Here is a 25743-nt window from a genome sequence, read left to right as displayed (position 1 = left end):
ATTGAGCAGACTCTAAATCAAAACGCGGGACCATGCGGGGGGCAGGTCACCTGCGACCTTTCCGCCGCCAGAAAAGCGAACATCAGCACGAAACTACATGCAAAACTGATTGCAAAAATGGAGAGACAAACCCGAATACCCATCTGCAATAGATATGGCTGTTACGCCAAAATCACTTTCATTGATCTGCCTCTGAAATCGTCACTCCACCGCCTGAGCGCTCTTTCTGTCGCTTGGCAATGTACTTCGGATCCTCAAACAAACTCGGCCGCCCACGCTTCTTTCCCCGTCGTTTGTAGCCGCCTTTCTCGCTGTTTGATTTAACCTTGGGTGGCGGCAAGCCGGCGTCCTGCTGTTCCTTCACCCATGACAAGACATCGCGGAGACGCTTGTTCTCCGTGATAGCCGCATGCGACACGCGCTGGTCTTTGTCGAATGCCCTGAACGGCAAGGAAACCCCGTTCCACAAGACCTCAAGGCGGCCGTCGGCGAACTTGCGTGTCTCGACATATTTGCCGGGCAGGGCGCCGCTCATCTCGTTCTCATCCAGGATCAACCGTTTGCGCTCATAAGAAACAGCAAGCTGTGCAGTCACGTAACGCTTCTCCTTCCAGCACAGGATCTCCTGGAGCCGGGCAGGTTCCACGTTAAGTGCCCGATGCAGATTGTCCGGACGGGCCGGAACCTTGGAAAACTGTGCGTTGTAGCACTCCATGAACTGCGGCAGGAATGCGTTGGCCTCCTCGATCGTACTGATATTGGCGAGCCTCAGGGCCTTGACCAAACGGTCCTGCAATGTCCGGTTCGCCCGTTCAACGCGGCCCTTGGCACTGGCTGGAATTGGCGCACAGGATCTCGATGTTAAGTTCCGACAAGGCCCGGCCGAACTGCGTCATGCCCTGACCGCCTTTAGCCTCCGGCTTGCTGACCCGGAACACCGAATGCTTGTCGGAATAGAACGCTACCGGACGGCCGTGCGTGGTCAGATAGCAGTCCAGTGCTTCGAAATAGCTGAAGGCGCTCTCCGAACGGACAAAACGCAATTCCATCAAGGAGCTGGTCGCATCGTCGATGAACACCAGCAACGTGCAAGGGTCGCCGCGCTCTTCGAACCAGCGATGATCACTGCCGTCGATCTGCACGAGCTCGCCGTAATATTCCCGGCGCAGCCGCGGCTGATGGAACCGTCGGCGTTGCTTGCGCGACAACCACAGACCATCTTCGATCATCCATTGGCGTAGCGTCTCCCAGCCAACCTTGAAGCCATGGTGTTCCAAGAGCATCTCAGCGGCCAGTGTCGGTCCGAAATCCTCGTAGCGCTCGCGCACCAGTGACATTGCATACTCACGCTTGGCCGGATGAATGGCGTTGTTCGGCCGGCGGCCACGGGCGCGGTGGCGGATCCCACCAGGACCTTCCGAGCGGAACCGGTCCAACAGCCGGTAGACATGCCGGCCTGGACATGTTCATCAGATTGGCCGCCGTCGTGACGCTGAGATACCCATCTTCGACCTGTGCTCAGGATCTTGACCCGCTTCAAATCACGCTCGCTCATCAATACCCATCCCATGCCTCAACCCCCGACTATTTAAAGAACGCGGGAAGCGTGACAGTTTTGAATTGCATATGTGAGACATTTTAGCACGGCGCTTACAAAACGAATGCGCGTAATCTGTATTATGGAATTTATTTAATAACCATATACCCCGTACCGTCAGCCCCTCCGAGGAAACACCGTGGGATCCGACAGTGTGGATTGCTTGCGGCTTCAGACGGAGAGAAAACCACCGTCAATTGGCAACACGGCGCCAGTGATCATTTTGGCATCATCGGACAGCAGCATGGCGATGCTTTCGGCGACTTCGTCTGCCTCTGCAAAGCGGTTCATCGGATGACGCACCATCATCGGTGCGGATTTTTCCGGATCGCTCCAGGCTTCCACCGCCAGTTCCGTCAAGGTGATGGTCGGCGCCACGCAATTGACGCGAATGTCGTGCGGCCCGAATTCCTTGGCAAGAACCCGGCTGGCGCCTTCCAGCCCCGCCTTTGACGCAGCGTAACACAGATGTTCGGTGAAGCCGCGATGGCCGGCAATCGACGTGATGTTGACAATGGCTCCTCCGCCACCGGCCTTGACACGGGCGCGTCCGAACTCCTGGCAGGTAATGAGGGCAGCGCGCAGATTGATGCCTAGAACGGCCTCATAGCCCGCTTCCGTCATGTCAAAGCTGCTCTGCATCACATTGGTGCCGGCTGAGTTGATCAGATAGTCAACCGGCCCGGCTTCGGCCATCGCTGCACGGGTTGCTGCGGGATCAAGCATGTCCACCGTGATCGAACGACCACCGATCTCTTCGCGCAAACTGTCCAGATCGGCGCTTGTGCGCGCCATGGCAATCACCTCCGCGCCACGAGCAGCCATGACGTGAGCACACGCCCGGCCAATGCCTTTGCCGGCACCGGTAATGATGACGCTTTTGCCAGAAAATTGCATGTTGAAGTCTCCAAAAGTCCTCGGCCCTTGACCGATCTCAGCTCAAAATCGAAGCCATCGTCACGCGACTTTCTCGCGCCTGCGCCTGCAAATTCAGGAAAGTCTGAAAACGCGCATCGTGCAGCCGTCGAATGAGTCCACTCGCTGGCTGGCACCGGGTGGCAACGCTGGCCATCTCCAACATGGCCCCTGGAATGTCCGAATACTGACCACCTGCCACAGCGCCCAACATGGCAGACCCCAGTAGCACCGGCTCTTCACAGGCCGTTACTTCAATCTCACATCCTGTGGCATCAGCAAGGATCTGACGGGTCAACGGATGGGCCCCGGCACCACCAGAGACGGAAATCGTGTCAATCGGCGCGCCGTTTTCAGCCTGCGTTTCGATGATTTGGCGCAAGCCGTACCCCAGCCCGCACAGACCGGCGACATACAGCGCGACAAGGGACTCGACCCCGCGTTCCATGCCTTGCCCGGCGATCACGGCGCGGGCCTGCGGATCCGCAAAGGGCGCGCGGTTTCCAAGAAACTCCGGCACAACATGCAGATCGTCCGCCAGCCGCAACACTTCGCTTGGGTTATCAGCAAGATGCAATGCCCTGTCGGCCAACCACTGCGGCAGGCTTTTGCCATCGGCCTGCGCCTGAGCCTCTGCCTCCGCCGTAGCCGGATGCAGTTGGACAAGCTGGTCAATCGCCGCTCCGGCCGCAGATTGGCCGCCTTCATTGAGCCACATGCCCGGCACCATGGCCGAATAATAAGGCCCCCAGACGCCTGGCACGAAAGCAGGGTCCCGGGTGGTCGTCATAGTGCAAGACGAGGTGCCGAACACATACCCGAGGCACTTTGTGGCATCCTCTGCGCCACCGCGCGCAGCCACCGTGCCAATGCCGCCCGCATGTGCATCAATCAAGCCCGCAGCCACGGGCGTTCCAACAGACAGCCCCATGGCGTCAGCGGCCTCACGTGTCAGCCCTTGTGCCAACGCCGTGCCCGGGTCGACGATGCGCTGACCGATGCGTTGAAACTCATCGACCACCATATCGTCCAGCCCGATGGCGGCGAAATACGCAGGATCCCATCGTCCTTCATGCGACAGATAAGTCCACTTGCAAGTCACCGTGCAGGACGAGCGCTCCAGCGCACCGGAGGCCTTCAAGGTCAGGAAGTCCGTCAGGTCAAAGAAGTGTTGCGCCTGCTGATAGATGCCGGCGCGATTTTCCTTGAGCCAGACCAGCTTCGGCGTTTCCATTTCCGGCGAAATGCGGCCGCCAACGTATTTCAGCACATCATGATGCCCGGCATTGATCCGCTCGGCCTGCTCCAGCGCGCGATGGTCCATCCAGACAATGACATCGCGGTCTGGATGGGCCGGATCGCCCACGGGCAAGCCGCCCGCACCGCCCTGGACGACCAGAGAACAGGTGGCATCAAAGCTGATACCCCGGATCTGATCAGCAGTGACATGAGCGCCCGTCACCGCCTCTTTGATGCAAGCGCAGACAGCCCGCCAGATCTCGTCGCTGGACTGCTCGACATGACCCGCATCATTGCGCCAGACTTCGATGGGGCGCTTGGCCGTGGCCAGCATCTGCCCCGCCGCGTCAAAGACACCAGCGCGTGCCGATCCGGTTCCGACATCCACCCCGATGAACATGCCAGACATGCTGAAAACCCTTCTTCCACTTGCAAAGTGTGCCGTGATCGAGTGCGGATCAGACCCGGTCGAAATTGGTCGGCAACACGATCATGTCACGGATTGTCACGGTGCGCTTGCGGGTGAGAATATACTCAACCGCGTCCGCCACTTCGTCCGGGTCCATCAGGCTGCCGGACTCCTTGGCCTTGCGCAGGTTTTCCTCCGGCCAATCAGACAGAAGCGCAGAGACGACCGGACCCGGAGAGACCTGAGATACACGCACACCATGCGGGATCATCTGGCGACGCATCCCCTGCACAAAGCTGGTGATTGCCCATTTGGAGCCCGAGTAGACCGGCTCCCAATAGGTTGGAAAATGTCCGGCAATCGAGCAGGTCACGACAATGTCGCCGGTCTTGCGCTGCATCATGTGCGGCAGCACCGATTGCACGTTTTTCATGACTGCATTGACGTTCAGGTTCAACATGCGGTCGATGGCTTCCGGCGTGGTGTCAACCAGATCACCGCCGATGTAAGTGCCCGCGTTGCAATACAGAATGTCGATCTGCTCGACCTTCTTCAGGATCTCCGGGACCATGGCATTGCAGCTTTCCGCGTCCAGAAGGTCCGTCACATGGGCAATTGCCTTGCTGCCCAGATCAGCGACAAGCTTCGACAACGCATCTTCGTTGCGATCAACCATCACCACCGTCACGCCATGCGACAGCAGACGTTCGGCAGTCGCCAGACCGATGCCGGATGCCGCTCCGGTAATAACGGCCGTCTTGCCTTCAAGCGATTGAGACATGATGATAACTCCTTGAAAAATTTAACGTCAGATAGTCGTCAGGACAGGACACCGCGTAGACTCAGCGCCACTCGCGGCCAATGTAGATGGCGAGCAGGATGATGAAGCCCTTGATGACGTCCTGCAGGTAAGGGTTGATGCCCATCAGGTTCAGGCCATTGTTGAGAATGCCCAGCAGCACGGCACCGATCAGGGTGCCCAGGATCAGGCCACGTCCCCCAGCGATGGCAGTGCCACCGAGAACGACCGAGGCAATGGCGTCCAGTTCGAACCCGACGCCCGCGTTCGGCTGACCGGACATCAGGCGGCCGGTCAAAATGATGGCGGCCAGCGAAGACGTCAGCCCCGAGATGCCATAGACGCCCAGCTTCACCCATTGCGTTTTCACGCCGGACAATTTGGCCGCCAGCTCATTGCCGCCAACCGAATAGACGTGACGGCCGAAGGGCGTGCGCTGAAGCAGCACCCAGGCCAGCGCATAGACCACGAACATGGCGATCACCGGCACTGGCACAATGCCGATACGGCCAATGCCAAACCAGGAGATCCAGGACGGCAGGCCGGAAATCGGATAGCCGCCCGAGTAGATCAGACCCAGCCCGCGGGCAATGCCCATGGTGGCCAGTGTAACGATGATGGCAGGCATCCGCCCCCACGCGACAAGAAAGCCATTGAAAACGCCAAGGCCAATGCCGACGCCAATGCCGGCCAGCAGTCCGACCCAGCCAGGAAGACCGAAGTTGACCATCAACCCGGCCGCAATGGTTCCGGACAAGGCCATGACGGCACCGACCGACAGATCGATCCCGCCAGTAAGGATGACAAAAGTCATGCCCACGGCGAGCACGCCAACGATGGAGACTTGACGCAGAACATTGAGGATGTTGGAGACTGAGAAGAAATTCTCGCTGGCAAAGCCCATCAGTATCGACACAACGATCAAGCCGACGAGAGGCAGCGCCAAGGGCGAATGCAGGAACCAGCCCCAATTGATCCGGCTGCGTTTTTCGGGGTTCATCGCCACCGACGTGTTTTCATCATGCGACATTTTGAACTCTCCCGGTCGTGGCATGAGTCATGATTTCTTCGGAATTGATGTGGTCGCCTTCAACAGTCGCGACGATGCCACCCTGTCGAAACACGCAGACACGGTCCGACATGCCGATCACCTCAGGCAGTTCTGATGAAATCATGATGATGGAATATCCCTGCGCGGTGAATGCGCGCATGAGCATGTAGATTTCCGCCTTGGCACCGACATCAATGCCGCGTGTGGGCTCGTCAAAGATCAGAACTTTCATCTGATGATTCAGCCAGCGGGCAATGACCACTTTCTGCTGATTTCCTCCCGACAATGTATCGACGCGCGCATGGGCGTTGGGGGCCTTGACCCGCACTTGCTGCATCGCCGTCTCGCTGTCGGCCAGTTCCTTTTTCATATCAATGAACCAATGGTTCTTGCGGTACTTGCCATAGTTGTTGATGGAGATGTTGTGCAGGATGGAGAAGCTGGTGATCAGCCCCTGCTCCTTGCGGCTTTCAGGCAGAAGGCCGATGCCCTGCGCCAGCCCGTCGGCGGGTTCGCGAAAGCGGCGTTCCTCGCCTTCCATGAACACCTGACAGCGAGCTGCCGACCAGGCGCCAAGCATGGCGAGCACGGTTTCCGTGCGCCCCGAGCCAACCAGTCCGGCAAAGCCGAGAATTTCACCCTTGCGCAACTTGAAGCCGGACACAGGACCATTCTTGCGCAATTGCACTTCCCGGCATTCCAGCACCACCGGTGTGTCATCCGCGATCACGGGTTTGGGTGGGAAGCTGTTCTCGATACGCCGACCGACCATCATCTCGACCAAGCGGTCATTGTCGGTTTCAGACACGGCGCAATCGCCAACAAAAGCACCGTCGCGCAGCACAGTGATGCGATCACAAATTTCGAAGATCTCTTCCAGATGATGCGAAATGAAAACGATGGCCACGCCTTGCTTGCGCAGTTCACGCATCACCTTGAAAAGATGCTTGACCTCGGACGGCGTCAGGGTCGCCGTCGGCTCGTCCAGCACCAGAATACGGGCCTCGAGCGACAACGCCTTGGCAATCTCGACAAACTGCTGTTCTGCGACCGACAGGCGATTGACCGGCTGATCCAGCGGCAATGTTACATCAAGCTGTTTGAGAATGCCCTTTGCCCGAGCGCGCATTGCCTTGCGGTCCAAAAAGCCGAACCGGGTTGTCATTTCGCGCGCCAGAAACATGTTCTCAACTGCAGTCAGATGCGGGATCAGACTGAATTCCTGAAACACGATGCCGATACCGGCCTCGATGGCCTCATCGTAATCTGCAAACCGGCAGTCCTTGCCGTCAATGCGAATGGTCCCCGCACTGGGCTGCAGGATCCCGGTGAGAATTTTCATCAAGGTCGATTTGCCAGCGCCGTTTTCTCCCAGCAGCGCATGAATCTCGCCCTTCTGAACGGTGAGATCCACACCATGCAAAACTTCGATCTTGCCAAAGCTTTTCTTGATCCCGGTCAGTTCCAGCATGTTTCAATCCCGAACAACACCAATGAAACCCGCCCCTTCCACGTAAGGAAGGGGCGGAAGATGGGTGATGTGATCACCAATGGAAGTCGGCAGCGTTCTTATCGTCGACAACGGTCACATCAATCGGCACTTCTTTCGGAACAACCGTAGCACCCCAATATTTGGCCAGCGCCATGCCAAGCGCGACACGCACCTTGGTCACGCGGATACTGAGCGGTTGTTTCGATGAAAGGCGTACCCTTCTTGATGGCATCAACGGCTTCAGGTGCCCCATCGACGGACACCAGCTTGATGTCCTTGCCGGAGCCCTGAATGGCGGACAATGCGCCCATGGCACCGCCATCATTGACCGAGAAGATGCCCGCAAGTTTCGGATGCGACTCGATCATGTTTTCCGTCACGCCGAGAGCAACCGAGCGATCCTGGCGGCCGTTCTGTGTATCGACCAGCTTGATGTCCTTGAACTCGCCAAGAGCCTTCTTGCAGCCCTGAACGCGTTGCAGGATCGGCACGACCGGAATGCCGTCGAGAATGGCAACTTCACCCTTGCCGCCGAGCTTTTCACCCAGATACTTACACGACTGATAGCCAGCGTCGGAGTTCTTGGAGCCGACGAAGGAATCCACCGGACCATTGGCATTGGCATCCACCGCAACCACGATGACGCCCTTGTCCTTGGCCATTTTCACGGCAGCTTCCACACCGGCGGAATCCGTCGGGTTGAGCAGCAGGATGTTGATATTCTGTTGCAGCATGTCTTCGACATCGGAGATCTGCTTGGCAACATCATGGCCGGCATCAGTCACAATAACCTTCGCGCCAATGGTCTTGGCCGCCTGATCGAGCGCCTCCTTCATCGAGACGAAATAGGGATTGTTCATCTCCTGAAACGTCATGCCGATCTTCAGTTGGTCTTGCGCCATGGCGGGCGCCGCAACGGCTGCCAAAGCCAGCGCTGCCGCCGAAGCGGTCATCAGCAATTTCTTGATCATGGTCTTCCTCCCGTGGGTATATTCAGGCAAAACTCGCCTGTTTCCGGACGACACCTCACCGCCCGAATTCGTTGTCTCTGTCGTGTCAGAAACGGATTACTCAGCGGCGCATAAGGCACCATTGACCGCGAACGTGGCGCGGAACTGCGACGGCGACATGCCTTTCAATTTCAAAAAATGACGATTGAAGTTGGACAGGTTGGAGAAACCGACGTCATAGCAAATCTCCGCGATTTTCATGTCCAGCCGCGACACCAGCATCTGGCACGCCAGATCCACCCGAAGCTGGTTTTTGTAACGCACCAACGTCACGCCCGTATGGCGTTTGAAGGAACGAGAAAAGGCACTGGGACTTTGATCAACCAGATCGGCAAGGTCTTTCTCCTCCACACGCTCGGTCAGATTTTCCCGCAGATAGGCAATCAGCCTGGTTGACGCCGCAGTGCTGTTGCTTTTCCAGATCAAGGGCGAAGGACAGGCTGGCCAGAACCTCAGGCTCAGGTGCCGTCACCAGACAATCGAGGATAGCCCAGAACAGCGACAACCGCTTGAGACCCCGCGCCTCGATCAACTGCATGATCAGCGGTTTAACGGCTTCGCTTGTTGCGTCGTCGAACAAGAGACCGCGATGGCTGCGCTCCAGCAACGGGCGCACATCCTCCATCTCAACCATTGTGTCGAGAGCGCTTTCAATGAAGGCGGCCGGAAACTGAATGACGAGCGAGCGCAACGGAACGCTCTCGTCAGGAGCGATATCGGAAATCCAGTTTTGTGGCAGGTTTGGTCCGGTCACAATCAACTGACCCGGACGGAAGTCGCCAATGAAATCACCGATATAGAACTTTCCGGTCGTCTCCACCACAAGGTGGATCTCGTATTCCGGATGATAATGCCAGCGCACTGTGCGGAACGGATAACCATGCATCCATGCCGCAAAACTTTCGCCCTTGCGGACGTGCACCAGCTCCAGATCGGGCTGCATCTCTTCCTCCCCCTCCACAGCCGAAGCCACGTCTCCCAACATGTTCCGGCGATAGAGCAAGAGTACCGAGGATGGATCATCGCCTCTACATCAGATTGAAATTTTGTGCGATACTTTTTTACCACTCACATCCCCTGCTTTGAGCAGAATGATTGAGCGGCGCTGACCCTCAGCACAAAGCTATCTCGCAATGCAGCGAGAGAGGCCCGTGATTGCGCGAATTTCAAGCGATTTTTACTTTCTCCCTACGGATTACGTATCGAAACCAATCAAATAAACGCGCATTCAAAAATAATACTTTTTAGCCAGCTCAAAGCCCATTCTGAAGCTCATCAAGCCAGGGGATGGCCTCATAAGACCGACGTCTCGCGCAGGCGCCTCGCGGCAAAATCAAGAAAGGCACGCACCTTTGCCGGAGCACGGCGCCCTTCGACATGGACAAGGTGGATCGGAAGCGGCATCGGCTCGTGTGCCTCCAGGACGGTTTCAAGGCTCCCCGCCTCCAGATCCGACCCGATCTGATAGGAGAGAACCTGACAAATACCCCAGCCGCGTCGCGCGCTTTCAATCGCAGCGGCAACACTGTTCACCGACAACCGTGGATCCACCCGGATCATTTGTTCGCCTCCCGCACCAAACCGCCACTGATACTCAGAATTAATGGGCGAGACTGAAATCAGAGTGTGGTCAGAAAGGTCACTCAGAAGACCTGGCCGCCCGTGCGCAGCAAAATAATCAGGCGCACCGCAGACCACACGGCGAACGTGACCAACACGCAAAGCAACAAGCCCCGACGGTGGAAGCGGGCCAATCCGTAAGGCCACGTCAAACCCTTCTTCCACGATATTGACGATACGATCGACCATCAGCACATCGGCCCGTACATCCGGATAAAGATCCAGAAACGCCATCAGAACCGGTGTCATGTGGATGCGGCCAAATTCCTGCGGACAGGTGATGCGCAGCCGACCCGCCGGCGCATGAGCCGTGCCCGAAGCGGTCTCGTCGGCAGCTTGTAGATCCGCCAGAATATCCCGCACATCATGCAAATAGGCGCGACCCACGTCCGTCAGCCGAACCTGACGCGTCGTACGCGTGAACAACCGCGCACCAAGCCGGTCTTCGAGTGCACCAACCCCGCGCGTAGCAGAAGGGGCACTCAGCCCGACAACCCTTGCGCCGCCAGCGAAGCTTTCCGCCTCTGCAACCGCAACAAAGACCTTCAGAGACTGCAAGTGATCCATAATTCAGCCTATTGCTGCAAAATTTGAAATACTGACTTACCAATAAAGATTATTCTTTCACATTTCAGATGTCGATAGGTCTGATGCCTATCAATATTTGCAAGGACGCAAAGCTCTCTCGCCCGACGGAAGGATAAGATCATGTTACATTCCAACGCCCATGATAGCGCACCGATCGTGCTCTACCGCAATCCGAAATCAGGCCACTGCCACCGCGTCGAACTGATGCTATCGCTGCTGGGTTTGCCGTACGAAACCGTCGATCTGGATATGGCCAATGATGCGCACAAGGCAGCACCATATCTGGAGATAAACCCGCTTGGTCAGGTTCCAACCATTCGGGACAACGGCGTGACGCTGGCCGATTCCAATGCAATTCTGACTTATCTTGTTGAACGCTACGCCCAAGCTAATATCGACACATGGCGAGGGCGCACTCCTGTCGAGAAAGCACAAGTACAACGTTGGTTGTCGATTGCTGCAGGGGAAATCGCCGCCGGTCCATGTGCTGCGCGCCTTGTAAAAGTGTTCAAGGCCCCCCTCGACCATGCGGCAGCAAAGGCCAAGGCTCACGCGCTCCTCAAGATCATGGACGCCCATCTTGATCAGAAAAACTGGTTGGTCGCAGACCGGCCGACGCTCGCCGATATTGCAGGATACAGCTATATCGCTCATGCGCCGGAAGGCGGCGTAAGCCTTCAGCCCTATCCCCACATCCGCGCCTGGCTGGCCAATGTCGGAGCCCTGCCCGGCTTCATCCCAATGGCTGCATCGCCCAAACTGGCCTGACCGACCGGCACACAGGAACCGTCATCATGTCGCAGAACATTCCCTTCCATAGCGGGGAACTGGAAGCCCAACGACGCGCCAGGGTGGGAGACGTCGCGTCTTGGGCCGGTGGTTTCATCCGCGATCACATGCCTGATCAGCACCGCACCTTCTTTGCGGCCTTGCCTTTTGTGGTCTTGGCGTCTGGCGATGTTCAAGCCCGGCCGTGGATCACACTTCTTGAAGGTGGCGAGGATTTTATGCGCTCACCTGATCCGCGCCATCTGATGCTTGCGGCCCGACTGCCGACGCAGGACCCCTTGTCGGGCGCTCTTGCACCGGGCACACCTGTCGGTCTGTTGGGCATTGAACTTGTCACGCGCCGCCGTAACCGCCTGAACGGCGTCATTCGTCAGGCAAACGGTGAAATTTGCATCGAAGTGCAGCAAAGCTTCGGCAACTGCCCGCAGTACATCCGCGAGCGCGAATGGTCCATAGGCCAGGACCGAAACAGCAGAGCCCGGCCAGATCATCACAGACCCTCACCAGAGATCAGTGCGCCTGGATCGAGGCCGCAGACACAATGTTCATTGGCACAGGCTTCGGGTCAAAGAAGTCACCGCCGATGACACCTCAACCGTGGGGTATGACGCCTCGCACCGCGGTGGATCGCCTGGCTTCGTCAGGATTCTAAATGATCGAACGCTACGGCTTCCCGACTATGCCGGCAACAAATTCTTCAACACCATCGGCAACTTGCTCCGCAACCCGCGCGTCGCGCTGGTGTTTGTTGATTTTGAAAGGGGCAGCTTGTTGCACATCACCGGTCAGGCAAAGATAGACTGGTCGCCTGCACCCGATGAAGACCCGAATGCGCAACGCTTCATCGAGATCACAATCGACGCCCTCATTGAGCGCACCGGGGCCCTCTCGCTCCGGTGGCGGACAACCGAGACCACCCGCATCTTGACGGTTATCGACAAGGTGCGGGAAAGCGATGGCGTCACATCATTTCATCTGGCGCCAGCCGACGGAGCGCCGCTCCTGCCGTTCAAGCCGGGGCAGCACCTTCCCCTCTGCCTTAACATTCCAGGCCAGCAAGGACCGGTTCGACGCACTTACTCCCTTTCAGGGCCGCAAGGGGGAGACAGCTACCGGATCAGCGTCAAACGGGAGGACCACGGCCTTGCCTCGCGCTTTCTGCATGACACCGTCAACGTCGGCACGCAGATCGAGACCCAGCCGCCCGCAGGAGAATTCATTCTGCCTGAGGGAAACAGTCCGCTGGTACTGGCCAGTGCAGGGGTCGGCATCACGCCCATGCTTGCCATGCTGCATGCCGCCGCAACCCACGTACCACGCCGGCCTATCTGGTTCGTCCATGGCACACGCAACGCACAAAGCCACGCCTTCAGGCTTGAAAGTGAAGCGGTTGCAGCCAGTCATGGCCAAGCCAAATGGCACATCTTCTACAGTGCCCCCGACGCAGCAGACACGCCGGGGCAGGATTACGACAGCAAGGGCCGCATCACGGCAGAAACCTTGCAGGCGCTTGGAGCCGGATCAGAGGCACACTACATGCTGTGCGGTCCGGCCCGGTTTCTTGCCGAAGTCCGAACCGGACTGGAGCGTGCAGGCGTCCCCGCGGATCAAATCCACTTCGAGACTTTCGGACCGACGGGGTAGGGTGTAGGCATGAGCACATGCGTTTTCATCTCGCCAGAGGCAGCGAACCGGGACACGAAAGAGAGACGAAAAGCGGACGGCCAATGCTTGGCAAACAGGCTGTGCCTCGCCCTTCCCCAATTGTTCAGGTGCCGAGAAAGAACGTCTCAACCGTCCTCAACCACACATCGGGCTTGTCGAGGTTGACGACATGCGTTGCGTCAACTCTGCGATAGGTGCCGTGTTGGAGCAGCGACATCGCCTTGTCAGCCTGGGTCCTCGTCATTGCACCATCCAGCACGCCATCATCATTGATGGACCAATTCGCCTGCATCAGCAACACCGGGCACTTGATCCGGGACAAAGCACTGGCATGATCAAAGCCCTTATTCCAAGTGCCATTGTAGAATGCCGCACCAAACCTTGGATCATAGTCGCTCAGGCCACGGATCAACATGAAAACGGTCAGGTTCTTATCGCGCAAGCGGGAGAGTTCCACCGGTTGTCCCGGATGAGTGCGTTCATAAGCTTTTACAGCCCGGGTCAGGAAAAACGCTGCTCCGAACCCGGCTGTCTTGCGGAAAAATGGTTTGCTGCCCTCGATCCAGTAGCGCAAAAAATCACTCGGATGATCCCGCGTTGCCGCCCTGTAACTGGTGGCGAAGGCCTTATAGGCAATGGTCTTCTTGATCGCAGGATACTCGGAAGCAAACAAAGGCGGATCTTCCAACACCGCTTTCCTGATCAGAGAGGGTCTATTGGCCGCCAGCCAGGTGGCCAATAGACCCCCTGATGAATTGCCGGTGACAAACACCGGCTTACCGATGTCCGCCTGGATAAAATCGCCAAGGTCCTGGCCGATCTGATTGGCTGTCATCGCATAATTCTGCGGTGTGACCGTTCTCCCATGACCGGGATAATCCACATCGAAGACATGGAATTTTTTGGCCAGCTCCGGCATCACCTGACGGTAGGAATACCAATCAAGGAACTGGGCGTGCAGCAGAACCAAAGGGGGGCCGTTGTCGGGCCCCTCCCAATAACTGAGCCTGATGCGATTGATCCGCGCCATCTTGTGCACATAGCCAGATGTGATGATCCTTGTGTGGTCTGCATCCGCAGCGCCGGACTGAGCGAATGCCGCGGTCGCAAATGCCCCTCCACACAAGGCAAGTGCCCCAGCCATGGTGGAAAGTCGGAGAAACCGGCCGCTTTTTGTATGCACCACACCACGCTGGCCTGCATGGTTGTGCAAAGATCGTCTGTTGAAAAGTGTCATGGTGTCTTCCACGGCTCAAAGGTAATGACCCCAATGAATGCAGGGCGGTCGTGGAACTGTATTCGCCTCAGCCGACTTTCATACTCGCAAACACGTCGACCGGAGCATGTGCGATGAAATCAAAACAAAGACCTGATTTCGTTAGAAAAAATCCAACACAGGCCCGCGCGCATCAGACCATCGACACAATTCTCGAAGCGACTGCTCAGATTTTGGCGCACAACGGCGGTGAGCAGTTGACCACCAATCATCTGGCCGACCGCGCAGGTTATTCCGTTGGAACGATCTATCAGTATTTTCCCAACCGAGAGGCGATTGTCATTGCTCTGATCGAACGCCAGCGGCAACAGGTGGACCTGGAAATCGATGACCTGCTGAAAGACACACACACCAACAATCGGGATGACAAGATCAAGGCGATCGTGCATTTGCTGCATCAGGCGTTTCATCGTCATAGCGAAACCCAGCCCTGGCTGGTCCGCGCTTTAATCGAATTCGCATTGGAACAAGGCCTTCCCGAGCCAACGGAGCGGTTCGTTCGCGCCATCATCAGTGTCTGGAGCGACGCCGAACAGACCCCGTCCGCCCCTCTCAACGAGGCCGAGGTCTTTGTGCTAAACCGATCCGTGGTCGAGGTTTTACGCGCGGCGACGCTCCACTCGTCGCCTTTGCTGGGTACGCCCGCATTGGAAGACGCTCTGGTCCGGCTCATCACAGGCTTTCTCGACGCTCGACGCAAGTGAACCGCCAGATGCGCCTGCAAACGCTATGTCTGCACCGCATGGTCTGAAGAAAAGCGATGGGCTGCGATCAACACGGGCATCAGTGCATGGCCTTCCTCGGTCAGCCGATAGTCCACCCGTGGCGGTTGCTCGCCATGATCCATCCGCGCGATCAGCCTATCCGCCTCCATCTAATACAGATGTTGGGCCAGCATTTTTTGGAAACGCCTCTATGTCACGCAGAAATTGCGAACTGCGCGAAACCTCGTCGGCATAGAGCCGAAACAGGATCGGCAACTTCCACCGCCCGCTGATCATGCGCAGCGATCTCCTGACTGACTTTCGCAGTGCGTCATCCTGCCTGACCGCCGGCGACACATGGAAGGCGCTTCGCGCCGTCCAGATCGGACGGCCAACCTTTGCCGACATCTTTTATATGGATGAACGCAGCGAGCCCCTGCCCTCCGGACTGGCCCGCCTGCATTTCCCGATGAAGGTTTGCCGCAACCGCTTGCATGGCAGCAACAAATCCCAGATTTTGACTCACCTGTTTCCCGGCAACATGACCGATCACACAGCCTTCAAAACCTGGATCCGTACCAGCCTCAACATTTTTCTTACACAATCAAGACGACCAAATAACGGTCGACCACCACTCTACTCAATTTCAGAAAGCGACACAAACAATTAAGAAATGGAATACCCAAATCTCTCAAAATCGTCCGCATAAACTTCTGCAAGCACGCTCATATTCGAGGGAGTTAAATATTTCTCATAGGCGTTTCTATCCGACGGCGCTTTGAATTGCTTACGAACATGGGCGTGAAATTCATCACTCACATGAATTCGCTGCAATATTTCCTCAAAATCTCGAGCAATATTTTCAAATTTCCCAATAAAGCGGGGTTCCATAAAACCACGTGGTACTAATTGCGACTGTGGCGTCCAATGACCATCAATATTATCGCGCGCTGTGTCGGCTACCAGCTCACAGTATTGTTCAAATGAAATCGGCGAACCCATTTTCAATTTCTTATTGTAGACGCGCGCCCATGCAAGCAAAGTTGCACTAATATAGCTGCCGTCACCTACCATGACTTTAGAAAATTTATCTTTATAACAGGAAACAGCTCGTGAATAGGGGTCGCGAACAAATGTAAAATGAAGAAGATTTGGGTCTTCGATGAGGCAGACAAATTTTCGCAGCCCCAACTGACTGGGAGAGAGCAGCTTGTCTTTGCTTTGCTTATGGAAATTTTTAGCTTTCGCGCCAATGCCGTAACGTGCCTCAAAAAGAACCTTTAAAATGAAGCTAGACGCACATTTTGGAACTTCTCGATAAACAATTCTTTGTTCCGGATATATATATGTTAAGTATTCGAAGCTCGCTCCATTTTTCGAAATTAAAGAATAAACCTGATAAAGATCCAAATCTGTCCGTTTTACTGACATATCACATACAGCATCACGACCATATCGGAAGGTCGACTTAACAATACGTCCAATACCCATCATTGTATGATTTTCCGTGATATTATTGATTTTTCGCCGATCACTGAACAGAAAATATGCACGCTTCCCAAGTGAGTCGACGACATTCTTTTAACCTTGATAATTTGAAAGACAAAATCTGGGATCAAACACCTAGGGCCTTGTCAGGCGGGAATTGTCACTGTCGTCGCGCGATCGTGGCCAGGATGCCAAGAACAATCGAACCAAGCACCAGATATTCACCCCGTGTCACCATTTCGCCCGTGGTTGCCCCATAACGGCGATCAAAAAAGGCTTGGGCTTGCGCCATGGCCTCAGGATCATTCATCGGCAAATTGGAGCCGAGCCAAAACCCTGCTCCCAGAGATAACACCCCTAGCACCAATCCTAACTAAGGCAAGCAATGATCCGATACGGGCAAAAAACATCATTTCCTCAATCGTTGGTGATCGCCTAAGGCGTTGTTTAGGTTTTCGCCGTTCACTGAGCAGAAAATATGCACGCTTCTCAAGTGAGACGACGACATTCTTTTAACCTTGATAATTTGAAAGATAGAATCTTGAAACATCCTTGCTTAGTCAACCGCAAATAACAACTTACTCCATATACTCTGCGCCCATAGTTGAGGCTCTGAATGTGCCTTAAACTACTCATCAAACAAATATGCAGCCGAACGATTTTCAGACACATTATCAAAATCACAGCGGTGGGATCTGGTTCTTACACCGCCCCACCACTGCGGACGCGGAAACAGGCTGAGCCTTCGCCTGAATCTTAATGACCTCTCTACCAAGCTTGAACAGAGTAAACTCCGACTCGGAATACCGCCTCAGCCGTCCGTTGACACGGTAAGCGGTGTCCAGGTTTCGATTTCTTGTCTAAGGCGGTCGATACGTTGCGAGACAAAGGTTAGAGCGTCACTGCCCAAAAGCAGCTGCGGGGGTGGGTTTTCCGTCTTGATCAACTCAAGCACCGCGTCCGCCAGCTTGTCCGGGTTGCCCAATTGCTTGCCGTTTTTCTCCTGCCGCGCCTGACGGATAGGATCAAACAACGCGTCATAGTCAGCAATCTTGCGGTCACTGCGCACCATTGAGCGCCCGGCCCAGTCCGTGCGGAACGAGCACTGGACAAATCGCAGTCACATGAACGTTGAAAGGGGCCATTTCGGCGCGCATCACTTCGGAAATACCCTGCAAAGCAAACTTGCTGCCACAGTAATAGGCAATGCCAGAGCATCGTGATCATACCGCCCATCGACGTCACATTGGCAATGAACCCACGCCGCCGTTCGCGGAAGAGCGGCAAAAAGGCCTTGGCAACGGCAACCGCCCCAAAGACATTGACGTCAAACTGACGCCGCATCTCGTCCAGCGGAGATTCCTCCAGCGTGCCTTCGTGGCCATACCCAGCGTTGTTGATCAGAACATCGACTGGCCCGTGCTCCGCCTCCACCTGCCGGACAATCTCCGGAATGCGGTCGAACTCCGTCACATCGCAGAGAACGGAATGGGCTTCGGGCAAACGTTCCGCCAATGTGTCTTGTGCCCGGACAGACCGCACGGTGCCGATGACCCTATGGCCTGCGCGCAGTGCAGCGGCGGCAATGGCAAACCCGAAACCGGAATTGGCGCCAGTGATGAAAAATGTTTTCTTGTCCATGATGGTTGGTCTTTCCTTGATTGCGGGAACGAGCTGACCAATAATCTTGAAACAGCGGATCAGCGACTGCTGTTTCTCTAAAAGAATTGACTAATCCTATGAACCAGACACAAACCACCATCACCTTGCATGATCTGGCCGAGCTCGCTGCAACACTTGCCCCACGTGCCGGATACAACGCCACGGGCCTTGAACAGGTCCGCATTCTGCGCAGCGACACGCACCTGCGCGATGTGCCCGTGCTCTACCGGCCGGGTGTGGTTTTCGTTCTAAGCGGTCGCAAGCAAGGGTTTCTGGATGGCGCAGTCTATCTTTACGACGAAGACCACTATCTGGCCGTGTCGGTGCCTGTACCCTTTCGGATGGAATCCACGGCCAGCCCGGAAGCGCCCTTGCTGGCGGTCTATGTCGAATTCGACATGGGCCTCGCAGCGGAAATCGCCACACAAGTGCAAGCAGGCCGCCCACAGTCATCCGCGACAAGGGCAAGAAGCCTGATGTCGAGCCGCATGGATCCCGACCTCTCAAATGTGGTGGCGCGCCTGCTCCACACGCTGCAGAGCCCTATAGAAACAACGGTTCTGGGGCAGTCCCTTTTGCGGGAGTTGCATTACCGCGTTCTCGTCGGCCCACAAGGCGATGCAATGATTGCAGCGCTGAACCAGCAAGGCACGGCGGGCCGGATCGTTCAAAGCCTGGCGCGGCTGCGCGAGACATTCTGTGCAGACATCCTGGTCGCAGATCTGGCCGCGGACGCAGGCATGAGCGTTCCCTCTTTTCATGTCCACTTCAAGGCGCTGACCGGCAGCAGCCCGATGCAATATGTGAAGGCGCTGCGGCTTCACGAAGCCCGACTGAGAATTGCCCGCCAGCAAGACAGCATCGCCGAAGTCGCCATATCGGTTGGCTATGCAAGTGCGGCGCAATTCAGCCGCGACTTCAAACGACACTTCCACCGCACGGCCTCGGAAGAGGCCAAATGGGTGCGGCAGCACATCGGCGAATTGTTTGATCGATAAAGCCGAAGGAGAGGTTCGTCCCTCCTTCGGCCATTCAGAGCCTCATACCCTTGTCATGAGCGATACACACCCGGGCTGACATAGCTCTGTCCTGCATCATGTGGCTGGCGACTGCGTTGTCTATCGGGTCCGAGGCGAAAACTCATGGCCAGCATCAGCACAGCGATTGCTGCGAGAAGCCAAAGTGGCAGCTGAAACCCGCCCGACAGCTCATGCAAGAGACCAACCATCAATGGGCCAATCGCTCCCATCGCATATCCCACAGCCATAACGAAAGCATTCCATGAATTTGCCTCATGATGGGTTGGGGCACGGTCAAGGGGCAGTGTCATGCCAAGAGTGAAAGACGATCCGACACCGAAGGCAATGGCAGGCACAAAGAGGAAAGACAGGCGGTCGGGCCAAAGCGTGATCCCAACAATTCCCACGACGGCGACGAGGGCCGCAAGACCAATCTGATAACGTCGGTCTTCCCGACGTCCAAACAGACCCGGCAAAGGGTTTGCTATCATGAACACGACCGTAAAGCTGGTCAGAATCAGGCTTGCCGTCGCTCTACTGGTGCCGTGCTCAAGGTAGATCGGCACCAACCAGGACAGAAAACCAAAGAAAAGAATATTGTTGGCGCCAAAGTAAAGCGCGATCTGCCAGTACCACCGGATTGCGCAGAGGCAGAGGGCTTCTGGCCGCAGGAGCTGTCTGCCGGATCCCACCAGAGGACGCCTCCCCGCGTGCAATGAAACACCATGCCACAATTGCACTCACCCCCGGCAGCGCCCAGATGCCGGCACTGATGCGCCAGTCATGGGTGATCATCGCCAGCGGTCCCGTCAGACCGGCAGAAATCGCGGCCCCCAACCCGAGAGACATTGCATAAAGCCCCATGAACAAGGCCGCATGACGGGGAAAATTGCCCTTCACAAAGCCGCCGATCAACGCCCCGGCCACGGCGATCCCCGCACTGACAAGCGCCGTTGTGACAAACAGCAGGTCTTGCGTCCCAACCAGCGCCCGCGTCGCGGTTGCCAAGCTGATGAGCACCAGTGCAAGGATGATCGTTTGATTGCGGCCGAACCGATGAGCAAGCCATGGCGTCGGCAGGGCAAGCCCCCCATCAGCAAAGGCGGAATGGCCGTTAGCAGAGACGCCTGAAGCGTCGACATGGCGAAAGCGTCACGCAGTTGCGGCAACAACGGTCCGATAGACGCAATTCCGGGGCGTAAATCCATACCAACCAGGACAATACAGGCAATGGCAAGAGGAATGGAAACCCGGATCGCATTCGCATCGCCTCCTGACCTGCGCGGACGGCCGCGCGGGACGGAATGAAAACGTCTTCGGGACTGCGTCACACGACGACAATGGCAAGGGATGCGGGGTCATATCGATTTCTTTCTCTAAAAGGGCCGGAGAGCTGCCTCCGATGACTTGGATAAAGGGCGAGCGGTCATGCGACCTGTTGAGTGGCGACAGCGACTTCCGCCACACGGATGTCCTGTTCAACGGAGCCTGCACTGGCACCAAAAGCGCCGATTACCCGTCCATTGCGAAAAACGGGCAAGCCACCGCCGAAGATGACGACGCGTCCTGAATTGCTGTGCTGAATGCCGAAAAGGTCGGCTCCGGGCTGGGCAAGATGACCAAGCGTATGGGTGGCGGTCTGGAAAATGCAGGCGGTATTGGCCTTGTTAATCGCCAGATCAACACAGCCCGGCTGGCTGCCGTCTTGCCGTCGAAAGGCAATGAGGTGTCCCGCGGCATCGACCACCGCCAGACAATAGGGAAGGCCAAGGGCGGCGGCCTGTGCTTCTGCGACCTTGAGCATGACGGTTGCATCGTCCGATGTCAGTGTTTCAAGCGTTCTGGGCATGTCGTGTCCTCTTGCGAGAAGTCTTTGCTTGTCTCGATCGAGAGGCGCCTGCCCGAGGGTTTGCCCCCGGGAAACGCATCTGACCGGATTTATTACTTCGCAGGAGACGCTGCTTTTTCGATCACCCTCGCCACGGCCCGCGGATGTGCCATGTAGACAGCGTGGCTGGACTTGATCTCCGTGACATGCGCGCCAGCGCGCTTGTACATCCAGCGTTCAAGGTCGGGATTGATCGCTTTGTCCTGCGTGGAGACGATCGCGTAGGACGGCTTATCGCGCCATACCGCCTTCTCCGTTTTGGCCACGAAGGCCTTGTGGGCCGTGTAGACCTGAGAGATCGCCATGTAGGCCGACGTCTCTTTCGGCAGATCGGCGGCAAAATCGGCTGCAAAGCGCGAGGGCTCAAGGTAAAGGAACCCATCTTTGGTGGCCTTGATGTCCTCATTCGGCAAAGGCTTTGTCTTGACGAGGGACAACAGGCTTTCACCAACGTCTGGCATGAAGGCCGAGACATAAACGAGCGACTTCACCTTGGGATCATTGCCCGCATCAGTGATCACCATGCCGCCATAGCTATGGCCAACCAGAACGACCGGTCCTGTCTGCTGATCAAGTGTGCGTTGGGTCGCCTTGATATCGTCTTCCAGACTTGTCTCTGGTTCCTGGACGACGCTGACATGGAAACCGTCTTTTTGCAGCAAGGCAGCGACGGCTTTCCAGCCCGACCCATCAGCAAAGGCACCATGCACCAGCACGACATTAGAGATCCGATCTCCAGCAGCGAACGCAGGCGTCATGGACACGCCGAGCGATGCCAAGAGCACACCACTGGCAAAAAGTTGAAGCGTTTTACGCATTGGATTGTTCCTGAAATAAAGGAGGAAGATGGACGAGCAGGCGCAGACCATGCCTGGCGTCAGGAAACGTGTCCCAACCAGACCCCGTGGCGCTTTATCGAAACAAGGCGCCACGGGCTTCGGACCAGTCATCAGGCAGCGTTCTGCACCCTGAGCGCTTCAATCAGCCGGGCCGCTGCTTCGGCCGAAGACCTGCGATTCTGGCCGGTGATCAACTGACCATCCTGTACGGTAAACGACCCCCAATCCGGGCCAGCGGTGAACTTGCCACCCTTTGCCTTGAGAACGTCCTCGACGAGATACGGAACGATCTTTGTCAGGCCGACGCCCTCTTCTTCCGAATTGGTGAAGCCCGTCACCGCACGGTTCTTGACCAGTGGCTGTCCATCGGTGCCTTTCACGTCGCGGAGCACACCGGGGGCATGACAGACCAGCGCAAAGGGCTTGCCTGCCGTGTTGAACGCTTCAATCAAGGCCACAGAGTTGGCATCTTCGGTCAGATCCCAAAGTGGGCCATGACCACCAGGGATAGAAGACGGTGTCGTAATCGGCTTCGGTCACATCAGCCAGCTTCAACGTCGTGGCGAGGGCTGCATTCGCCTCGGTGTCGGCTTCAAACCGGCGTGTATCATCGGTCTTGAAGTTTTCCGAATTGGACACCGGATCAAGTGGTGGTTGCCCCCCTTTTGGCGAAGCAAGGGTGATCTCAGCCCCAGCGTCCTTGAAGGTGTAGTAAGGCGCTGCCAGCTCTTCCAGCCAGAAACCGGTTTTCCGGCCAGTGGACCCCAACTCATCGTGCGAGGTCAAAACCATCAAGATTTTCATGTCATGTCACCTTTTCTATCGTTTCAGTTGCGCCGAGACATCTTGTGACACCCGGCCTGCAAACCCGAAAATCCGGGCAATGGGCTGAGCCGCTCATGCGGCATCAACCGATATCAACGTCAATAGTAGACCAGTCGTCTATAAATTGACCGTTTTAAATCAGACCGGTGCTGCGCTCGCTCCGTCTCGCGCTGCGCATCATCCCAGTCGTGTGTTGGTCGCCTCCATTGCAGCGCGCAACGGAGCATCATCCTTGGTAATTTTCGCCAGCAAACTTGCCCCAAGCTAGGGCTTGGTACAATTGCGCGGCAATCTCATAAGGCTCGCCCTCAACAGAAAGCGATCCGTCTGCAAGACCGGCCTCGATTGTCTCGGCCAATCTTGCCGTGATCTGTTTCGTCCCCTTCAACAACACACGCCGCATCGCCTCGGAAAGGTCAGACACCTCGGCGGCCAACTTGACCACCAGACATTTGCTTTGCGGGTCATCTGCCGTCTGCGTTTCGACCCAGTGACGCCAGTACATCATGAGACGCTCGCTACCCGTCAGATCGGACCGGGAAAACATCTCATCCATTGCTGCTACAGGTAGTTTTCGAAGTATCGCTCCAGCAAAGCCTCTCCGAACACTTCCTTTGAGCCGAAGTAATGATAGAACGATCCCTTCGGCACCTTTGCAGATGACAATATCTCGTTCAGCCCTACTCCGGAAAACCCCTTGCCACTCATGATTGTCTGAGCGGTTTCGAGGATGTGCTCCCGAACATCAGTGGTGTGTGCTGCGGTGTTCATGACTTGACAGATAAAGAAGATTAGACCAGTCGTCTAGTGCAAAAATCAAAAAACTTCATCAAGATCGTATTTTCATCCTCAAGGCCGCCTCCACAATGCTTTTGCCCGACATCTCAGACACCAAATCTCGCGATCACCTGATATGGCGCGATATGTCCGATCTTCGGCCTGTTGGAACATTTTTATCTGCTTTAACACTGATTAAATTGCGGTATGTTCAAAAACAGGAGTACATGAAATGTCCGATACCGCTCTTCTCGTCATCGACGTTCAGGAATCATTCCGGCACCGCCCGTATTTCGACGCCAGCGGCCTCGACCACTTTGTCGACCGTCTTCAGACCCTTATTGACGGCGCAAAAGCACAGGATATTCCTGTCGTGCAGATCTTCCACGTTGAAAACAGCGGAGATTTTTCGGAAGAGTCCGGCTTCGTCACAACATTTGATCCTATCGCAATTACGCCCGACGCGGTCTTCCGCAAGCGCCGTCACAGCGCCCTGATCGGCAGTGGTCTGGATGTATGGTTGACCACAAACGGAATTCGCCGCGTCATCGTTTGCGGCATTCGCACCGAACAGTGCTGTGAAACCACCACCCGCCATGCGTCCGACCTTGGCTATACCGTCGACTATGTGGGCGAGGCAACGCTGACCTTTCCCATGACCGATGCCGCCGGACATACATGGAGTGCCGCCGATATTCGCGCCCGCACAGAACTGGTGCTGGCCGACAGATTTGCCCGCATCGCTACCGTGGAAGATGCCCTCGCCGGTGCGCAGGAGACACCACCCGCATGAAACCTCTTGCGCAGCTTCTGGACATCCCGGTCTACGTTGTGGTGCCACCTCGTGTTTTGCTGCTTGACGTAGCAGGCCCCATCGAGGTGCTGCGCAAGGCCAATCTTGACCAGAGCCGGGTGCAATTCTCGGTCACCTATATCGGCCCCTCACGCGAGACCAGCAGCTCCATTGGACTTGGCCTGACTAACATCCTGCCGTTGCCAGACCATTTGCCGGACAACGCCCTTGTCGTCATCGCAGGCAGTACAGTGCTGACAATGGGGCACGAAACGGAAAAAACCTCTGATCCCGATGATGCCGCCCATGAAGAGGTGATTGTCGACTGGCTGAAATCCACCATACGACCCGGCCTGCGCCTCGTCTCTATCTGCTCAGGCGCCCTTCTGGCCGCGCGAGCCGGTCTCCTCGACCAGCATGACTGCACCACCCACCACGCCTGCCTTGAGGATCTGAGGCGGCTGGCGCCCCTGGCGCGCATCCGGGAAAACCGGCTGTTCGTCGAGGACCGAGACCGGCTGACCAGCGCCGGGATCACCGCCGGTGTCGATCTGATGCTTCATATCGTGGCGCAAACCATCGGTCATGACTGCGCCCTCGCAGTGGCGCGCTATCTGGTGGTCTATCTGCGCCGCGGAGGAGCCGATCCACAGTTGTCACCGTGGCTTGAAGGCCGCAATCACATCCATCCGGCTGTTCACCGGGCACAAGATGCCGTGACCGCAGACCCGGCGCAAAACTGGTCTCTGGAGCGACTTGCGCGCACCAGTGGCGCAAGCACACGCAACCTGTCACGTCTCTTCAATGACCACGCAGGCATGAGTATCACGGATTATGTCAATCGCATGCGCGTGGCACTTGCCCGCGAAATTCTGACCGGGTCGCGGGTTGATATGGAAACCGTAGCCTTGCGCGCGGGCTTCGCCTCGACCCGCCAATTGCGCCGCGTACTGGAACCGTCTCTACGAGCTTCCTCCCAGCCAGATGCGTGCCGTCGAAGTGTAAAAGCCAGCCCGGCGACCGCCATTTTGCAAATGCAAATGAAAGACAACCGACCAAAACTGGGTCCACCCCCTAGAGTGCGGACCCATAAATGCACTTTAAATGACGTCATAAAGCGCATAGCGATGCAAGAAAAGCGGCGAAGAGCGGACTTCGACCGGCGGACACAGACCGATCGATCGCAAGGTTTTGATGTCCGGGAAGGGTCGGGGGATTTTCCTGCCTGTATCGTTGCGACATCTTGAAAACCCGACGGTTTTCTGCCCAGCCGCGCCTAACAGGCAGGAAAATCTGCT

20 protein-coding genes and 7 pseudogenes are annotated in these 25743 nt (G+C 56.6%); 7 read left to right on the top strand and 20 right to left on the bottom strand.

Annotated features, from left to right (window positions below):
• Positions 1–178: 178 nt before the first annotated feature.
• The 9 genes and pseudogenes from AC0L7U_RS19395 to AC0L7U_RS19355 all read right to left on the bottom strand — a co-directional run bounded on the left by AC0L7U_RS19395 (position 179) and on the right by AC0L7U_RS19355 (position 10699).
• Positions 179–1570 (bottom strand): annotated as a pseudogene (locus tag AC0L7U_RS19395) (ISNCY family transposase).
• A gap of 198 nt (positions 1571–1768) precedes the next feature.
• Positions 1769–2494 carry an SDR family oxidoreductase gene (locus AC0L7U_RS19390; RefSeq protein WP_473696122.1) on the bottom strand — a complete coding sequence of 242 codons (726 nt, stop codon included), beginning with the start codon at positions 2492–2494 and terminating at the stop codon, positions 1769–1771.
• A 37-nt stretch (positions 2495–2531) separates the two neighbouring features.
• Entirely contained in the window at positions 2532–4160 is a 1629-nt protein-coding gene (locus AC0L7U_RS19385; protein ID WP_473696120.1) for an FGGY-family carbohydrate kinase, read from the bottom strand.
• Between the two features lie 49 nt (positions 4161–4209).
• Positions 4210–4941 (bottom strand): SDR family oxidoreductase, encoded by a 732-nt coding sequence (locus AC0L7U_RS19380; protein WP_473696118.1) that lies wholly within the window; start codon positions 4939–4941, stop codon positions 4210–4212.
• A 61-nt stretch (positions 4942–5002) separates the two neighbouring features.
• Positions 5003–5989: an ABC transporter permease gene (locus tag AC0L7U_RS19375; RefSeq protein ID WP_473696116.1), complete on the bottom strand. Its 987-nt coding sequence runs from the start codon at positions 5987–5989 to the stop codon at positions 5003–5005.
• Positions 5979–7481 carry a sugar ABC transporter ATP-binding protein gene (locus AC0L7U_RS19370; RefSeq protein ID WP_473696114.1) on the bottom strand — a complete coding sequence of 501 codons (1503 nt, stop codon included), beginning with the start codon at positions 7479–7481 and terminating at the stop codon, positions 5979–5981. The genes AC0L7U_RS19375 and AC0L7U_RS19370 overlap by 11 nt, the downstream gene beginning before the upstream one ends.
• A gap of 73 nt (positions 7482–7554) precedes the next feature.
• Positions 7555–8473: pseudogene (locus tag AC0L7U_RS19365) on the bottom strand (ABC transporter substrate-binding protein).
• 96 nt (positions 8474–8569) lie between these two features.
• A pseudogene (locus AC0L7U_RS19360) lies at positions 8570–9455 on the bottom strand (AraC family transcriptional regulator).
• 350 nt (positions 9456–9805) lie between these two features.
• Entirely contained in the window at positions 9806–10699 is an 894-nt protein-coding gene (locus tag AC0L7U_RS19355; protein ID WP_473696112.1) for a LysR family transcriptional regulator, read from the bottom strand.
• 141 nt (positions 10700–10840) lie between these two features.
• Between AC0L7U_RS19355 and AC0L7U_RS19350 the strand changes: the two genes are divergently transcribed.
• Genes AC0L7U_RS19350 through AC0L7U_RS19340 form a run of 3 tightly spaced genes read left to right on the top strand, consistent with a single transcriptional unit; the run spans position 10841 to position 13153 of the window.
• On the top strand, positions 10841–11488 hold the full coding sequence (locus tag AC0L7U_RS19350) for a glutathione S-transferase family protein (protein WP_473696110.1): 648 nt from the start codon (positions 10841–10843) through the stop codon (positions 11486–11488).
• Positions 11489–11514: 26 nt separating this feature from the next.
• On the top strand, positions 11515–12096 hold the full coding sequence (locus AC0L7U_RS19345) for a hypothetical protein (RefSeq protein WP_473696107.1): 582 nt from the start codon (positions 11515–11517) through the stop codon (positions 12094–12096).
• Positions 12097–12106: 10 nt separating this feature from the next.
• Complete coding sequence (locus tag AC0L7U_RS19340) at positions 12107–13153, top strand: FAD-binding oxidoreductase (protein ID WP_473696105.1); 1047 nt, start codon at positions 12107–12109, stop codon at positions 13151–13153.
• Between the two features lie 124 nt (positions 13154–13277).
• Here the strand turns inward: AC0L7U_RS19340 and AC0L7U_RS19335 are convergent, their stop codons facing one another.
• The gene (locus tag AC0L7U_RS19335) at positions 13278–14411 is read right to left on the bottom strand and encodes an alpha/beta hydrolase (protein WP_473696103.1); all 1134 of its coding nucleotides are present in this window, start codon (positions 14409–14411) and stop codon (positions 13278–13280) included.
• Positions 14412–14524: 113 nt separating this feature from the next.
• Between AC0L7U_RS19335 and AC0L7U_RS19330 the strand changes: the two genes are divergently transcribed.
• Positions 14525–15154, top strand: a complete 630-nt coding sequence (locus tag AC0L7U_RS19330) for a TetR/AcrR family transcriptional regulator (protein ID WP_473696101.1) — start codon at positions 14525–14527, stop codon at positions 15152–15154.
• Positions 15155–15177: 23 nt separating this feature from the next.
• Here AC0L7U_RS19330 and AC0L7U_RS19325 read toward each other — a convergent pair whose 3' ends face one another.
• The 4 genes and pseudogenes from AC0L7U_RS19325 to AC0L7U_RS19310 all read right to left on the bottom strand — a co-directional run bounded on the left by AC0L7U_RS19325 (position 15178) and on the right by AC0L7U_RS19310 (position 18283).
• A complete protein-coding gene (locus AC0L7U_RS19325; protein ID WP_473696511.1) occupies positions 15178–15297 on the bottom strand; it encodes a winged helix-turn-helix transcriptional regulator in 120 nt (39 codons plus the stop codon).
• A gap of 523 nt (positions 15298–15820) precedes the next feature.
• Positions 15821–16648: a sulfotransferase family protein gene (locus AC0L7U_RS19320; RefSeq protein ID WP_473696098.1), complete on the bottom strand. Its 828-nt coding sequence runs from the start codon at positions 16646–16648 to the stop codon at positions 15821–15823.
• Between the two features lie 154 nt (positions 16649–16802).
• Positions 16803–16952, bottom strand: coding sequence for a hypothetical protein (locus AC0L7U_RS19315; RefSeq protein WP_473696096.1), 150 nt, complete (start codon positions 16950–16952; stop codon positions 16803–16805).
• A gap of 501 nt (positions 16953–17453) precedes the next feature.
• Positions 17454–18283: pseudogene (locus AC0L7U_RS19310) on the bottom strand (oxidoreductase).
• Between the two features lie 98 nt (positions 18284–18381).
• On the opposite strand from AC0L7U_RS19310, the gene AC0L7U_RS19305 reads away from it, so the two are divergent.
• Positions 18382–19302, top strand: coding sequence for an AraC family transcriptional regulator (locus AC0L7U_RS19305; RefSeq protein WP_473696095.1), 921 nt, complete (start codon positions 18382–18384; stop codon positions 19300–19302).
• A 53-nt stretch (positions 19303–19355) separates the two neighbouring features.
• On the opposite strand, the gene AC0L7U_RS19300 is transcribed toward AC0L7U_RS19305, so the two are convergent.
• The 6 genes and pseudogenes from AC0L7U_RS19300 to AC0L7U_RS19275 all read right to left on the bottom strand — a co-directional run bounded on the left by AC0L7U_RS19300 (position 19356) and on the right by AC0L7U_RS19275 (position 23646).
• Positions 19356–19889: an MFS transporter gene (locus AC0L7U_RS19300; protein WP_473696509.1), complete on the bottom strand. Its 534-nt coding sequence runs from the start codon at positions 19887–19889 to the stop codon at positions 19356–19358.
• Positions 19873–20403 carry an MFS transporter gene (locus AC0L7U_RS19295; RefSeq protein ID WP_473696507.1) on the bottom strand — a complete coding sequence of 177 codons (531 nt, stop codon included), beginning with the start codon at positions 20401–20403 and terminating at the stop codon, positions 19873–19875. Before AC0L7U_RS19295 ends, AC0L7U_RS19300 begins: the two co-directional genes overlap by 17 nt.
• 346 nt (positions 20404–20749) lie before the next feature.
• On the bottom strand, positions 20750–21172 hold the full coding sequence (locus tag AC0L7U_RS19290; RefSeq protein WP_473696092.1) for a GlcG/HbpS family heme-binding protein: 423 nt from the start codon (positions 21170–21172) through the stop codon (positions 20750–20752).
• Between the two features lie 92 nt (positions 21173–21264).
• Positions 21265–22029 (bottom strand): alpha/beta fold hydrolase, encoded by a 765-nt coding sequence (locus AC0L7U_RS19285; protein ID WP_473696090.1) that lies wholly within the window; start codon positions 22027–22029, stop codon positions 21265–21267.
• Positions 22030–22160: 131 nt separating this feature from the next.
• Positions 22161–22854, bottom strand: a pseudogene (locus AC0L7U_RS19280) (type 1 glutamine amidotransferase domain-containing protein).
• Positions 22855–23052: 198 nt separating this feature from the next.
• Positions 23053–23646 (bottom strand): annotated as a pseudogene (locus AC0L7U_RS19275) (TetR/AcrR family transcriptional regulator).
• Positions 23647–23884: 238 nt separating this feature from the next.
• On the opposite strand from AC0L7U_RS19275, the gene AC0L7U_RS19270 reads away from it, so the two are divergent.
• Entirely contained in the window at positions 23885–24445 is a 561-nt protein-coding gene (locus AC0L7U_RS19270) for an isochorismatase family protein (RefSeq protein WP_473696088.1), read from the top strand.
• A pseudogene (locus tag AC0L7U_RS19265) lies at positions 24442–25450 on the top strand (GlxA family transcriptional regulator). The gene AC0L7U_RS19270 and the pseudogene AC0L7U_RS19265 overlap by 4 nt, the downstream one beginning before the upstream one ends.
• Positions 25451–25743 lie beyond the last annotated feature (293 nt).

It is taken from the genome of Roseibium sp. 10G30-5, assembly GCF_055809635.1.
Note: the sequence above shows the minus strand (reverse complement) of the source record. Positions and strands in the feature narration are given on the sequence as shown.

What these genes read in the sequence shown, in the direction of transcription:
- AC0L7U_RS19335 (WP_473696103.1), bottom strand. Translation starts at nt 14,411, where the DNA reads ATGACACTTTTCAACAGACGATCTTTGCACAACCATGCAGGCCAGCGT.
- AC0L7U_RS19390 (WP_473696122.1), bottom strand. Translation starts at nt 2,494, where the DNA reads ATGCAATTTTCTGGCAAAAGCGTCATCATTACCGGTGCCGGCAAAGGC.
- AC0L7U_RS19355 (WP_473696112.1), bottom strand. Translation starts at nt 10,699, where the DNA reads ATGGATCACTTGCAGTCTCTGAAGGTCTTTGTTGCGGTTGCAGAGGCG.
- AC0L7U_RS19285 (WP_473696090.1), bottom strand. Translation starts at nt 22,029, where the DNA reads ATGCGTAAAACGCTTCAACTTTTTGCCAGTGGTGTGCTCTTGGCATCG.
- AC0L7U_RS19385 (WP_473696120.1), bottom strand. Translation starts at nt 4,160, where the DNA reads ATGTCTGGCATGTTCATCGGGGTGGATGTCGGAACCGGATCGGCACGC.
- AC0L7U_RS19375 (WP_473696116.1), bottom strand. Translation starts at nt 5,989, where the DNA reads ATGTCGCATGATGAAAACACGTCGGTGGCGATGAACCCCGAAAAACGC.
- AC0L7U_RS19380 (WP_473696118.1), bottom strand. Translation starts at nt 4,941, where the DNA reads ATGTCTCAATCGCTTGAAGGCAAGACGGCCGTTATTACCGGAGCGGCA.
- AC0L7U_RS19305 (WP_473696095.1), top strand. Translation starts at nt 18,382, where the DNA reads ATGAACCAGACACAAACCACCATCACCTTGCATGATCTGGCCGAGCTC.
- AC0L7U_RS19315 (WP_473696096.1), bottom strand. Translation starts at nt 16,952, where the DNA reads ATGAATGATCCTGAGGCCATGGCGCAAGCCCAAGCCTTTTTTGATCGC.
- AC0L7U_RS19325 (WP_473696511.1), bottom strand. Translation starts at nt 15,297, where the DNA reads ATGGATCATGGCGAGCAACCGCCACGGGTGGACTATCGGCTGACCGAG.
- AC0L7U_RS19320 (WP_473696098.1), bottom strand. Translation starts at nt 16,648, where the DNA reads ATGATGGGTATTGGACGTATTGTTAAGTCGACCTTCCGATATGGTCGT.
- AC0L7U_RS19370 (WP_473696114.1), bottom strand. Translation starts at nt 7,481, where the DNA reads ATGCTGGAACTGACCGGGATCAAGAAAAGCTTTGGCAAGATCGAAGTT.
- AC0L7U_RS19290 (WP_473696092.1), bottom strand. Translation starts at nt 21,172, where the DNA reads ATGCCCAGAACGCTTGAAACACTGACATCGGACGATGCAACCGTCATG.
- AC0L7U_RS19270 (WP_473696088.1), top strand. Translation starts at nt 23,885, where the DNA reads ATGTCCGATACCGCTCTTCTCGTCATCGACGTTCAGGAATCATTCCGG.
- AC0L7U_RS19350 (WP_473696110.1), top strand. Translation starts at nt 10,841, where the DNA reads ATGTTACATTCCAACGCCCATGATAGCGCACCGATCGTGCTCTACCGC.
- AC0L7U_RS19330 (WP_473696101.1), top strand. Translation starts at nt 14,525, where the DNA reads ATGAAATCAAAACAAAGACCTGATTTCGTTAGAAAAAATCCAACACAG.
- AC0L7U_RS19345 (WP_473696107.1), top strand. Translation starts at nt 11,515, where the DNA reads ATGTCGCAGAACATTCCCTTCCATAGCGGGGAACTGGAAGCCCAACGA.